The organism is Poriferisphaera corsica (assembly GCF_007747445.1).
Taxonomy (GTDB): Bacteria; Planctomycetota; Phycisphaerae; order Phycisphaerales; family Phycisphaeraceae; genus Poriferisphaera; species Poriferisphaera corsica.
In genome coordinates, this window is sequence record NZ_CP036425.1 from 3,296,676 (window position 1) to 3,310,352 (window position 13,677).

A 13,677-nucleotide genomic window follows, 5' to 3' on the forward strand; every position below is an offset into this window, starting at 1 on the left:
TGTATCCCGCTTTGGCGTGTGGGTGTGAGGGAATGCGGTCTTAGCGTAAAACTGATTGATCACGACGCGGGCCTACGGAAGCAAAGACAACGGGAACGCCGATTTCCGCTTCAATGCGGGCGATGTATGCCTTTGCATTTTCGGGAAGTTCGTCAAAAGTTCTACAATCCTCGACAGATTCTTCGAAGCCGGGGAGTGATTCCAAGACGGGTTTTGCCTTGGCTAGTACGTCGTTGTCGGCGGGGAAGTTCGTGGTTTTCTTGCCATCGACTTCGTAGGCGGTACAGATCTTGAGCTCTGTAAGGCCAGCTAAAACGTCAAGGAGCATGAGCGCGATGTGCGTTGCACCGGAGACTGAGGCGGTGTACTTAAGCGCAACGAGGTCGAGCCAACCACAACGACGTGGACGGCCTGTGGTGGTGCCGTATTCACGACCGACTTCGCGGATGCGTTCGCCGATTTCATCGTGGAGTTCGGTAGGCATTGGGCCTTCACCAACGCGGGTTTGATAGGCTTTGACGATACCGATGACGTTGTTGAGGTTGCGACCTGGGAAGGCGGCGCCGGTGTGGACGCCGAGGGATGAGCAGTTTGAGGAGGTGACGTATGGGTACGTGCCATGATCGATATCGAGGAGGTTTGCGTTTGCACCTTCGAAGAGGAAGCGATCGCCGGTGCGGAGTTTTTCGTGGATGAGTGATGAAGTATCGGTGACCATTGGGCCGAGAACTTCCATGCACTTACGAAGTGTGGCGATGATTTCTTCTGCGTTTACAGGGGTAAAGTCGACTTTGTGTGCAGAAGCGAGGGCTGAGAGGAGTGTGTTTTTGAATTCTGCGATGCGGTTGACCTTGGCGACAAGTTTTGCATCATCGGTGAGGTCGCCCATACGGATGGCATTTAGGCGGATCGCTTTGTCGGCGTAGCAGGGGCCGATGCCGCGGCCGGTTGTGCCGATGGGGGCTTTGGATGTGACTTCGAGCAGGTTGTCTTCGATTTTGTGCCAAGGCAGGACAACGTGTGCACGGTCCGAGATTTTGAGGTTTTCGGCGTCTACTTGCTTGCCGCGTTCGCGGAGGCCATGGACTTCTTTGACGAGCTGTTCGGGGTCGATGACGACGCCGTTGCCAAGGACATTGGTCTTCCCGGAGTAGAGCATGCCGGAGGGAAGGAGGTGGAGCTTGTATTTTTCGTCACCGACGCAGACGGTGTGGCCGGCGTTTGCGCCGCCGTTGTAGCGGACGACGGTATCGAAGCCCACGGTAAGGAGGTCGACGACCTTGCCTTTGCCCTCATCGCCCCACTGGAGGCCGACAATGGCAGAGTGGCCGTTGGTGAGGCCCATGGATTGGAGGAGCTGTTCGGCGGACGGTACGGTGGTTTGATTGCTCATTGCAGAAGCTACTTCAGACGTCATGGTGTTACTCGGAAGTTTGGGGGTATCGGGGGGCGGCGGTAATGGCTGCTGATGATACACACGATTGGGGGAGGTAGTATTTTCCCTAATCTTGAGACCACGCTGCGGCGCGCAAGTGGCCCAAAAAGTGGGATTTTATCACGATGTGATGCGAAGATACAGCCGGGGGGCTATTGCTGTTAAAAATGGCATAAGATCAAAATATCAGAAGATGGTTGTCAGGGGGGTGTTATTGTTATAAAAAGCGTGTGTATCTGTTGTTTCACGCCAATCAGGCTCATTTTGGATCATATGCGAGAACCAGAAAGATGATTTATTCGAATGCTTGTGCGTATGCCATACGTGCGATGACACGTTTGGCCATGCTGCGACCCGATGGTTATGTGCTTTTAGACGAGCTCTGTGAGGGCTCTGATCTACCACGCCATTTTGTCGCCAAGATTTTCCAGGATCTTGTCCGTAAAGGTTTATTAACCAGCGCGAAAGGACGCGGCGGCGGTTTTGCACTAGCAAGACGTCCCCACGAAATCCGATTACTGGATATTATGGAGGTTGTGGACGGAACACGCGGTTTGGAGAAATGCGTGGTCGGTATGGCCGAATGCAATAGCGAGCAGCCCTGCCCGCTTCATGATAAATGGGCTCCGATCCGTGACGAGCTAAACGAGTTTCTTGAAGGCACGACGCTTGATCAGATGAGCGAAACGCTGCTACGGAAGCTTGAGATGCTTGGGACTCCGGTTCCATCACTCACCCGTGAGAGCAAACCATTCAAACGCGATGAAAATGAAGCTGCGTCGTCAGCGGACACACCGTCCGAGCCGATGCACTAATACAAGGCTTAATGAGAATGAAATATAAGGCGCAGAGCAAGAGCTCTGCGTTTTTTTATGTCTATTGAAAACTTAATTCACACATGATACGTCCAGTACATAAATCCAATCATTGAGCTTCTTTTATGCATGTCAATTGAATTTGATCGAGGCCACTGCAAACAAAATGGGAGCATATCAGATGCGCAGATTGAATATTCTATTCGTCATAATATTTATTGGCTTGATACAGATGGGGTGCATGGCTCCATATATAACGCCGAGTGTTGGTGCGCCAATTGGAGCGTTAACTGAGAGCGATGAGCGGGATTATATTAAAACCATAGGAAAAAATGACTCCTCGCCGCGTATACGCTTTCCAGCAAGTATTGTTTTTGCGCGGATACAAACACGCAAGTACTGCATGAAAGATCGTTATCCATATGAGATTGCGACACCGTCTATGGTGTTGATGGACGCGATCGAATCACAAACAGAAGCCTTGCCTCTAACGAGTAATGTTGGCAATCTCAATTCGATGCTTGTAAAAAAACACGTGAAAGATATTCAAGAGATACGTGAAGCGGCGGCTAAGATGAACGCAAATATTTTGGTGCTCTATACGGTCCAATCCCGCGCGGATGAGCGTACCTACGAAATTGGGCCGCTGAATCTTATTGCTCTGGGTTTTCTTCCAAACCATCACACAAAAGGACAGGCGATCATATCGATGTTGATGCTGGATGTGGACAGTGGGTATGTTTATGGATCAGCAGCGACAACGAGCACGACGAAGCAGCTGACCAATTATTGGCTAATTTCGGATGCATTGGATTCATGTGCTGCGGAAGCGGAGTTACGGGCAGAGGAGAAGATGCTGGCCAAATTTCAGGAACTGTGGACGGGTGTGTGTAACGAATACGTGAATGTCACACAGTCAGCAAGCTGATTATCGATTCGGGGATTTTGGTAAACCATGGTGGAAGAATTGCGACCCAGGAGCTTAAATGTGAAATCAATCCGCAAAGTGGTTATCTTGCTTACATGAGTGCCAAAAACAAAAAAAAGAAAGTCAATGTACTGATCATCGGCAGCGGCGGGCGCGAGCACGCGATTGGGTGGAAGCTCAAGAAGTCCAAGCGGTGCGGTACGCTGCACTTTGCACCGGGTAACGGCGGGACGGCTGTGCTGGGCAAGAATGTCAATACGATCAATCCAGACCGTGTTGATACGAAAACGGTGGACGACATTGACTACTACTGTAGACAGAATGACGTTGATTTGGTGGTGATTGGGCCGGAAGACCCGTTGTCACAGGGCTTGGCTGACAGGCTGGCGAAAGAAGGTCGGATGATCTTTGGGCCGGTAGCAGCGGCAGCGAAGCTAGAAGGGGACAAGGCGTTCGCGAAGCAGCTCATGAAGGCGGTATCGATCCCGACAGCGGATGCACGTGTATTCAAGGAATACAGTGTGGCAGCCAATTATGTGCAAAGCCGAGAAACGCCGGTGGTGGTGAAGGCTGCAGGGCTGGCGAAAGGCAAAGGCGTGATCGTATGTGATGATAATGATCAAGCACTTGATGCGTTAGCTCAATGCATGAAGAACAAATCCTTTGGCGATGCTGGTGATACTGTTATCGTTGAAGAGCGGCTGTCTGGTCAGGAAGTCTCGATCCTGGCATTGGTTGATGGCCGCAATATCTATGTGCTTGACCCGTCACAGGACCATAAGCAAGCAAACGAGGGGGATACGGGGCCAAACACAGGTGGCATGGGTGCATACTGCCCAACGCCGCTGGTGAATGAAAAGCTGATGCAGACGATTGAGCGAGAGATCCTCGTACCGACTGTTGATGCGTTGCGTCGTGATGGGATTGAGTACAAGGGCGTGCTGTATGCAGGGCTGATGCTGACCGCAGGCGGGCCGAAGGTACTGGAATATAACTGCCGATTCGGCGATCCGGAGACGCAGCCGTTGATGATGCGTTTGAAGGGCGATCTGCTCGAAATCATGATTGCGACCGCTCAGGGCACATTAGACGAGATCGATCTGTCATGGGATTCACGTTGCTGCTGCTGTGTTGTGATGGCATCAGGCGGATACCCAGGCCGATACAATGCGAATAAGACGATTCGTGGCATTGACGATGCTGAATCCGATCCGGATGTCAAAGTGTTCCATGCAGGCACACGCAAGACAAGAGACGAGTTTGTGACCTCTGGCGGCCGCGTGCTGAATGTCTGTGCGATGGGCAAAGATTTGAAGGAAGCGCAAGAAAAAGCGAATGCGGCTTGTGCAAAGATCAAATTCGATGGTGCGTGGTACCGGAAAGACATTGGCTGGCGTGTGATGTAATGGGGAATAATCCACAAACTAAGCAGAATTAATCGAAACTGGCACGGTTTATGTGCCAGTTTTTTCTTTTTACAGACAGGGTTTACCTTAATTTTTTAAAAATAGATACACGACCTGCATGACAATTCTTAGAATGCTTGTGAGCATCTTGCCTGATTGGAGGGCGAGAGATGTTGAGTGAATAATTTATGCTCAAGGGAATGCTATGAATATTGGGGCTGATTCAAAACCGCATAATCTTAACGGCTTAGCGCTGATTATCGTTGAGGATGATTTTGTTGTCGCACAATCACTGGCAGATTTACTGGAAGCTTTCGGAGCAAAATCTGTCGATATGGCTTCAAACATTGATCAAGCATTGTCTAAAATCAATACCCAGGCATTTGATGCCGCAGTACTGGATGTGAATCTGCTTGGCGGAAATGTTGAGCCTGTGGCGTTGAAGCTCGAAGAAATTGGCGTACCGTTCTTATTTGTAACGGGTTATGCGTCGCGCGACATGCTGCCTGAAGAATTGCAAAAACACCCAGTATTGCTCAAGCCCGTCAATCCCACAGAGATGCTTGATTTGATTTGCGACCTGACAAGCGGTGCTGAAAAATAGCATTACTTTTATATCTATTTCGGGTTGTATTTGATCCATCAATTGTATTTTGAATCTGCATATCTTAAATACGGTATACTTTTTGTATTAAATATATCTCACCTAGGGATTACACGTAATGTTTTTATTTACCTAGATTGACTAGGCAAACTAACAGCGTGTCATCAGCCTTTCCTTATACAAATTAAATATGACGGCGTGTGAATATGCTTGAAAAAAATCCCATTGCCGTTACCTTGGTACGATAACAACCGTGCGCATCAAGTCTCTTTCGGGGGTGGGCTCCGAAAGAAACGAGATTGCCTAGTAGTTTGTACATCCGTGTAACCTCTGTTCCGGTGGATGGATGATCGTACGACGTGGTTTTACATTAATTGAGCTTCTTGTGGTGATTGCCATTATTGGGCTATTGGTGGGTATTCTTTTGCCCGCGCTGTCCTCTGCAAGGCAAGCCGCAATAACCTTGAAATGCCTAACGCAAATCAAGAATGTTGGCACAGCTTTTTCAATGTATTACAACGATTCGGATGATCGCGTCCCATACGCGTATTTTGTAAACCTAAGAGACCGTGAATACATCACTTACGACGATGCGATCTCACAGTATCTTGGGCATTACGTTACGAAAGCTGATCAGAAACTGAATGGCATTCCTGCAAACAAAGCGAATCCAATCCTGATCTGCCCGAATGACGACACAGAAGATCGCCCAGCAAACCTTGCGAAACGCTCCTACTCGATGGTGCAAGGTTGGCAGCGAACACAGGATATGGCAAAAGGTTTACAACCTCCTGGCACGGGAATCACAACATCAACAAGCTACTCTGGGAGAACAGACGCAACACCACAGTTCATCGTTAGCAGCCAAGATATACCCAGCCCAACAGATACGTTATTACTCTCTGAAAAGGTGTTTAATGGCCTGCAATCGAACTATCAGAACACACAAGGTAGACAAACAAATTCACGTTCAGGTGTCTTGAGACGCGCCTACGAGCAAGTGAATTTCAACACAATCGCGTGGGATCTCGTTGTGCCACATGGCTCAAACAAACACCCACTTTACAACTACCTTTACGTAGACGGGCATGCCCGCACAGCAGCACCCATCGATACCATTGGTGCTGACGAAATGGACAAGGTTATTACGCTCGGTGAATGGACCCGAGATAAAAAAGACTGACGACAAAATAAAACAATAACTATCATTTTTGAGGGATGATGAGATGAACAAAATTAAAAGACGTACCTTTGGTGCAGCCGCAATCACGGCTTTCGTCGTGTCCGCAATGCTCGCCCCAACCGCAGGCGCAGCAACTCTGCTCAATGGCAATTACGACGTTCACCATTTGGAGAGAGCACAAGAATCTGAATACAACCACGTTGCCCAAGTCCTCCAGTATGATACAACTGATGGCATTTTGGTTCCGGCCAGAACACGTTCAACCGGTATTGTCATTGCTGACCAATGGCTCCTCACCGCGGCACACAACGTGACCGATCCACAGCTTCCAGACAGCTTGGAAACTGCATACTACGAAATCCGCGTAGGCAACCAAACATACGTTGCGGATCGTTGGTACACCCCGCGCACCTGGTCATATGAGCCTTATTTTGGCGACGATATCGCATTGGTTCATATCGGCGGCAATCAAATATTTGACCCAACGATCACACGTGCCAATCTCAACCAGGGCTCCTTTATTCGCGATGCTTCGGGAAATCTCATCCTCGACTCTGCAGGCAATGCCCAGTTCACCGGATATGCCGAAGTCGATCCGAACGGCCAAACATTTGAAACCGTCGGCTACGGTTTGACAGATTTTGCACAAGAAGGCGACGGCATTACGTTTGATACCGAATTTGGTACCAAGCGGTATTATTCAAACCGTTTTGACCTCAACCATGGCGATGACGCGATCCTTGCACCGTTTGTTGGTATTGGGCAAGCAACCAACATGCTTTACAGTGACATGGATGTGGATGTCGACGCTGAGCATGCAAGTGATATCGTAAATGGTGAAGATTTCGACTGGGACAAAGATTACTGGCAAGTCCTTGAAGGTCTCGGCGCTCCTGGCGATTCAGGTGCTGCAAATTACCGCGGCGGCAAAGTTGTCGGCATCAGCTCACAACGTATACAAGGCGCTAGTGCTCAAAATGACAGCCATTATGTTGACGTCATGGTCTCGACTGACGTCGCTCGCTGGTCAGCATGGATTGATCAGGTCATGAATGGTACGTACGACGATCCGACCAGTGGCTTAGGTGCACGCGAAGGCAGTATTTTCAATGAAATCGCATTTGACACTAATGAAGAGTGGACATTCATCAAGGTTCCAGGCTACAACTCATTTGAAGAATACGCTCAAGATCAATACTACAGCGAAGCAGGCCGCTACTTCGAATCTGCTGAAGAATACGTCTCTTACAAAGGATATGCATCCGTAAGTGACTTCATCGCTGACCGCGGCTTTGATAGCATCGCTGACTACAACCAAGATTACATCAACCAAATGCTGATTGAATCTGGCAACGAAGACCTCATCAAGCTGATCCAAGACATGGATGGCATGTACCTCGCTGGTGATCGTCAAGCAACCGGCGAGAATGGCGGCATCAGCTTCAGCGTTGAAGAACTCAAGAGTCTCTACCCTGACGTTGACTGGGATTCGGTATTCGTTCCAGAGCCAACATCACTCTCACTGCTCTCACTTGCTGGCCTCGCAATGCTGCGTCGTCGCAAATAATCCCATCATGAAAACAAATCAAAAGAGCGGCCTTTACGGTCGCTCTTTTTTTATGCCAATATCATTCCGCTCAATACCCCTCATACGGCAACCACCATCTCGAGCGAGGTTTATCCCACCGCATACCGCGTTTCTCGATAAGCGACACATGCCCATCAAAATACAGCATATTCAGACTCATCCCACCACTTCCAAAGCGATAACCGTGCCTGCCTGTTGCTGACCTGAAATCTTTAACACTCAAATCTTTCACATTCGAATCCGTCATCCGAAACGTCTTACTGGGCTCCTGTAAGTCAGCCAAACGCAAAGGCGTGCGATACCAGCCATACGCCGGCGAGAATTTCATTTCCGGATGCAACTGCAAATACAATTCGCGTTGCCTAACAACACTCCCATCGTACGGCTGCCATGCATTCGAACTTGTAAACGCATTTTGCGCGTACCCCAATTTATTCTTTGCCTTGCTTGTGTTCATATCCGGACACGCAAAATCAATCTCTTTCAAATCGATTTGCTGCTGTGATGCCACACGTGCAACACCCCTATTCTGCATATTGATATAAGAGCTTAATTGAAGTTGCCAATCTTGAATCGAACCATTCTCTGACCGGACGTAATTAAGCGGCAGCAGCCCATCATGATCAATCGCGTAAAGCGTTGCAGCAGTCCCAAGTTTTCCCGTATTTGCAGCACAATGCAACTGCCGCATCGCATTCTTTGAAAGCGATATAGCTGGCACGATCAATGCCAATAACACGACGATGACTACTAAAACAATGATCAGTTCTAAGATTGAAAAACCGCTACGATTCAATCCGACAAAACCATCACGTCGCCAACATAACTGCATAATCCGCCCCTGAAATAATTGATCAACCACCATCCTTTACGTTCCGTCTGCCTAACACAACAGCAACCTGAACGCCTCCCCCCTCCCCATCGAAATTTTCTGACCCGTGATTAACAGCCAAAAGAGTTATTCTCAAAATGATTCCCCCCTCTCTCAACTACAAACTGTCTAATAAACACAACACACACTTTTATGCCCAATAACAACGCGTTTCATCGCACATCAATTGAAAACGCCGCAAGCTATATAGCTCGCGGCGATTCAAAAACCTTCAAATTAATTACGTGCTTATTTTCCCATCCCTGCTATTGCACGCTTTATAAACCCCGGCCGATCCGTTGTAATAGAATCTACCCCCATCCCCGCATATCGCATGGCAACATGCGGGCTATTGATCGTCCACACATGGTAAGCGTATCCAGCCGCTTTGATCTGATCGATAAACGATTGATCCACACGATTAACCACGTTGATATCTACACCATCGGCATCACACGCTTTTAACTTCGAAATCACTTCATCTGCCGTCGGCGACCACCCGCCAGTCGCCGCATCACGCACGAAGTAAAGCAACAAATAGGCCGACACCTCCGGCATCTGCTCTTTCGATGCCTTAATTGCTTCAGCGCTAAACGAAATTATTCGAATCTGTTCCTGTTTAATACCGGACTTATCGATATCGGCCTTCACTAGCGGCACTGCAGACGCTGCATCTTCCCCAGATTTAATCTCAACATAGAACAGCTTGCCTTCAGGCACCGTCTCCAACACCTCGACCAGTGTCGGCATCTGCTCACCCACATATCGATCATCTGGCCACGCACCAACATCCAGCTTACGCAGTTCATCAAAATTCGTTTCGGATATTTTCGCTAGCGATCCCGCCGTCCGTTCTGCATCATCATCATGCATGCAGACCAGCTTCCCATCTTTTGTAATATGGACATCGGTCTCCGCCCCATCCGCACCCTGCTCCCAACCAAGCTTATAAGCTGCAACTGTATTCTCAGGTGCATCGTGTGATGCACCTCGATGCGCGATAATCAAAGGCTCGCCTGACTGCGTACTCATGCCTGCTACTCCAAATCAAAAAGCAAATGAATCACAAGCATATTAGCAGATCCTCAAACAACCTGACAACGCAGCTTCCTTCTTCTAAATTTTTCATATCATCCATTTCATCACAATCATTTCACACGTTCTTGTGATTCCATCTCAGGCACATCTCCCCCCTGCGCGGGCATCGATGGCTCAAGCGGTATCATCTTCGTGGCCTCGCCCTCAATCGCTTGCCGAATAAATGCCGGCCGATCCGTTGTAATCGAATCCACACCCATCTCCGCGTAAATTCTCGCCAAATGCGGGCTGTTTACCGTCCAAATGTGATACGAGTATCCTGCATCCTTAATTCGATCGATATAAGCCTGATCAACACGATGCTTCACACTCATATCAACACCATTCGCATCGCAAGATTTTAGCATTCGAATCGTTTCTTCAGCCGTTGGCCACCACATCCCTGTCTGCTCATTCTGTTTAAAATCGATCAAGAGGTAAGCCTCAACATCAGGCATCTGCTCTTTTGAAGACTTCACCGCAACCGGCTCAAATGAAATCACACGGATCTGATCTGGATCGATCCCCACCTTCTCGATATCCTCTTTCACCAATCTCACAGCACGCACCACATCCTGATCCTTCTTGATCTCCACATACAGCAATTTTCCTTCAGGTACCGTCTCCAACACCTCGACCAACGTCGGCACTTTCTCGCCCCGATATTGCTCACCCTTATATGACCCCACTTCCACCTGCTTAATCGCGTCCAACTCCGCATTTCTCACATCCATCCGCACACCGCCCGTACGATCCAGATTATTGTCATGCAGACACACCAACTGCCCGTCTTTCGTGACGTAGACATCCGTCTCAACCGCGTCCGCGCCCTGCTCCCACGCCTGCTTGTACGACGCCACCGTGTTTTCCGGTGCATCATACGACGCTCCGCGATGCCCCACGATCAACGGCACATGCTTCCCGCCCTGCCCTTCAGCCAAATTGAATGCTACAAAAACAAATGCCACACAAACCGCCAGCATGACAAACAACATCGCGACACGCTTGATTGGATGTTCCATTACTTAATTCACCTTCAATAGTTCAGAGCTCGACCTGTCAACGCCACAACCTGACATTCCACCCCTTACCAGCCATTCTAGGCTCACCTTCATCAACCCCGACGACTGATCCTGCCGAAAATCATGCCCCGCCTACAGGCAATTGCCCAGCTATTCAGCCATCCTCCCCCCTTTTTAACTCACTTTCCAAACTTCACATCGCCAACCCCCAGCCATCCGCCACATTTTCGACCCCACCTACTTTCGGGTATCATTCCTACATCATGATTCAGAAGATTGACGACATTATCCGCGACGCACAAACCGACCTCGACGCTGCCTCATCCCCTGATCAGCTCGAGCAATTCCGCATCAAATACCTCGGCTCCAAGGGTCTCACCAAGCAAATGATGACCTGGATCAAAGAGATCCCCGGCAATCAAAAGCGTGAGTTTGGCCAAAAAGCCAACGCCGCCCGTCAATCCATCGAAACCGCATTCAAAAATAAAAAATCCTCACTCGGCTCTGCCCCATCAACATCTAAAAAAATACAACTCGATATCACCGAGCCCGGCTTCGCCCCAACCCTTGGCCGCAAGCACGTCATCACCCAAACCGTCGATGAACTCCTCGACGTTTTCGGCCGCATGGGCTTTGACGTCGAAACAGGCCCCGAAACCGAAGACGAGTACCACAACTTCGTTGCCCTCAATATTCCCGAGCAGCACCCTGCTCGGGATCCACTCGACAACTTCTACCTCACCGACCCCAACACCGACAACCCATACCTTATGCGTTCGCAAACCTCCACCGTCCAGATCCGCACGATGGAAAAGACCGCTCCCCCCGTCCGCATCGTCTCCACTGGCCGCGTCTATCGCCCCGACGAGCACGACGCCACCCACTACTCCATGTTCCACCAAATCGAAGGCCTCTACGTCGACAAAAACGTCACCATGGCCGACCTCAAAACCACACTCATCCAATTCGCCCACGCCTACTGGGGCCCAGACACCGAAGTTAAACTCGTCCCCTCCTACTTCCCTTTCACCGAACCCTCAGCCGAGCTCTACATCAAAATGGACTTCGGCTCAGGCCCTGAATGGATGGAAGTCGGCGGCTGCGGCATGGTCGACCCAGCAGTCTTCCAACACGTTGGCTACGACCCCGAAGAGTGGACAGGCTTCGCCTTCGGCCTCGGCATCGAGCGACTCGCCATGCGCAAGTACAACATCCAGGACATCCGCTGGCTCTTCGAAAACGACACCCGTTTCCTCCGCCAATTCTAACTTCTAGTTAGACACCCCCAAAAGTAACACAAGCCCGTACGCTCCGCGTGTGGGTTATTTTTATACAACGCATCAATCAAAAGAGTCCTCAATCCGCCATCCTCACCCCCCATAATTCCAGCAACCAAAATCCTCATCCCACATTTCATCACTCGCCGCCACCCCATCCACATCTCCCTCACCTCAACTAGACCCTGACCCCAAACCTCACTACCCTATTCCTAAAAGCGTGACGCAACACACGCAATCTCTCACCCTCTAAACCATCTCATCTCGCACCCCCTCTGTTTAGAAGCGCACTTTCAACAATCAGGAGCAACAAAAATGTCCGCACCTATCATGCAGACCAACCTCGACCTCCCAGGCAAGCGCCAGGGCAAAGTTCGCGACATCTATCAGTGCAAGACCAAAGCCGGTCAAGACGCACTGATGATTGTCGCATCTGACCGCATCTCCGCATTCGACGTCGTCATGCCCAACGGCATTCCCGGCAAAGGCAAAGTCCTCACCCAAATCTCTGCCTTCTGGTTCGACATGATCGCCGACAAATTCAAAGGTGACCTCGAACACCACATCATCTCATACGATCCCAACGACGTTGAAGGCATCACACCCGAGCAAGCCAAAGACCTCGAAGGCCGCATCATGATCGGCCGACGCTGCAACGTCGTCCCTGTCGAATGCATCGTCCGTGGCTACATCACTGGCTCCGGCTGGAAAGAATACAAACGCGACGGCACCATCTGCGGCCTCCCTCTACCCGCCGGCCTCGAAGAATGCCAAAAACTCCCTGAACCAATCTTCACTCCCTCAACCAAAGCCGAGCAAGGACTTCACGACGAAAACGTCTCCTTCCAAGTTGCCTGCGATACCGTCGGTACCGAGCTCATGGAAAAACTCCGTGACCTCTCACTCGCCATCTACAAAATGGCACACGACTACGCAGCCCAGCGCGGCATCATCCTCGCTGATACCAAATTCGAATTCGGCCTCCCACTCGATGACCCATCAGGCACACCCATCCTCATCGACGAAGCACTCACACCCGACTCATCACGCTTTTGGCCAGCATCCGAATACGAAGTCGGCCACGATCAACCTTCATACGACAAACAGTACGTCCGCAACTACCTTCAAACACTCGTCGATGCAGGCGACTGGGCCAAAGAACCTCCCGGCCCTGTTCTCCCCAATGAAATCATCAACAACTCACTCTCAAAATATCTCGAAGCATACGATCGTATCACCGGCAAGAAATTAAACCTTTAACTTCCCATAGCCGATCATTACAATAACAAACAATGCTTCGTGTTTACTTACACCAAGCAAACCACGAGAACCCGCAAGCGCCACGAGCGGGTTCTTTTTTTATGCATCAATCTAATCAAGCATTATCGCCATCACATCTGATGTCCATGGCACAAAATGTATCTGCTATCCGCAATTGCATTTTCCGTAGCTACACTCCAGGCTTGTATGC

12 protein-coding genes are annotated in these 13,677 nt (G+C 49.8%); 8 read left to right on the top strand and 4 right to left on the bottom strand.

Features of this window, described 5'->3' with window-relative positions; all coding sequences use genetic code 11:
• Window positions 1–40: 40 nt before the first annotated feature.
• Complete coding sequence (locus KS4_RS13505; RefSeq protein WP_145081690.1) at window positions 41–1,345, bottom strand: adenylosuccinate synthase; 1,305 nt, start codon at window positions 1,343–1,345, stop codon at window positions 41–43.
• Window positions 1,346–1,665: 320 nt separating this feature from the next.
• Between KS4_RS13505 and KS4_RS13510 the strand changes: the two genes are divergently transcribed.
• From KS4_RS13510 to KS4_RS13535, 6 genes are all read left to right on the top strand, one after another.
• Window positions 1,666–2,250, top strand: coding sequence for an RrF2 family transcriptional regulator (locus KS4_RS13510; RefSeq protein WP_145079118.1), 585 nt, complete (start codon window positions 1,666–1,668; stop codon window positions 2,248–2,250).
• 403 nt (window positions 2,251–2,653) lie between these two features.
• Window positions 2,654–3,178, top strand: a complete 525-nt coding sequence (locus tag KS4_RS13515; RefSeq protein WP_200761260.1) for a hypothetical protein — start codon at window positions 2,654–2,656, stop codon at window positions 3,176–3,178.
• Between the two features lie 95 nt (window positions 3,179–3,273).
• A complete protein-coding gene (purD, locus tag KS4_RS13520; RefSeq protein ID WP_145079123.1) occupies window positions 3,274–4,584 on the top strand; it encodes a phosphoribosylamine--glycine ligase in 1,311 nt (436 codons plus the stop codon).
• Window positions 4,585–4,789: 205 nt separating this feature from the next.
• On the top strand, window positions 4,790–5,188 hold the full coding sequence (locus KS4_RS13525; protein WP_145079126.1) for a response regulator: 399 nt from the start codon (window positions 4,790–4,792) through the stop codon (window positions 5,186–5,188).
• Between the two features lie 346 nt (window positions 5,189–5,534).
• The gene (locus KS4_RS13530) at window positions 5,535–6,371 is read left to right on the top strand and encodes a type II secretion system protein (protein WP_145079129.1); all 837 of its coding nucleotides are present in this window, start codon (window positions 5,535–5,537) and stop codon (window positions 6,369–6,371) included.
• 43 nt (window positions 6,372–6,414) lie between these two features.
• Entirely contained in the window at window positions 6,415–7,938 is a 1,524-nt protein-coding gene (locus KS4_RS13535) for a PEP-CTERM sorting domain-containing protein (RefSeq protein ID WP_145079132.1), read from the top strand.
• Between the two features lie 70 nt (window positions 7,939–8,008).
• On the opposite strand, the gene KS4_RS13540 is transcribed toward KS4_RS13535, so the two are convergent.
• The 3 genes from KS4_RS13540 to KS4_RS13550 form a co-directional block, all read right to left on the bottom strand.
• Window positions 8,009–8,791 (bottom strand): prepilin-type N-terminal cleavage/methylation domain-containing protein, encoded by a 783-nt coding sequence (locus KS4_RS13540; protein ID WP_200761261.1) that lies wholly within the window; start codon window positions 8,789–8,791, stop codon window positions 8,009–8,011.
• Window positions 8,792–9,079: 288 nt separating this feature from the next.
• Window positions 9,080–9,862 (bottom strand): glycerophosphodiester phosphodiesterase, encoded by a 783-nt coding sequence (locus tag KS4_RS13545; RefSeq protein WP_145079134.1) that lies wholly within the window; start codon window positions 9,860–9,862, stop codon window positions 9,080–9,082.
• A 116-nt stretch (window positions 9,863–9,978) separates the two neighbouring features.
• Entirely contained in the window at window positions 9,979–10,929 is a 951-nt protein-coding gene (locus KS4_RS13550; RefSeq protein ID WP_145079137.1) for a glycerophosphodiester phosphodiesterase, read from the bottom strand.
• Between the two features lie 263 nt (window positions 10,930–11,192).
• Here KS4_RS13550 and pheS point away from each other — a divergent pair, with 263 nt between their 5' ends.
• Window positions 11,193–12,197: a phenylalanine--tRNA ligase subunit alpha gene (gene pheS / locus KS4_RS13555; protein ID WP_145079140.1), complete on the top strand. Its 1,005-nt coding sequence runs from the start codon at window positions 11,193–11,195 to the stop codon at window positions 12,195–12,197.
• Between the two features lie 324 nt (window positions 12,198–12,521).
• Entirely contained in the window at window positions 12,522–13,466 is a 945-nt protein-coding gene (locus tag KS4_RS13560) for a phosphoribosylaminoimidazolesuccinocarboxamide synthase (RefSeq protein WP_145079144.1), read from the top strand.
• Window positions 13,467–13,677 lie beyond the last annotated feature (211 nt).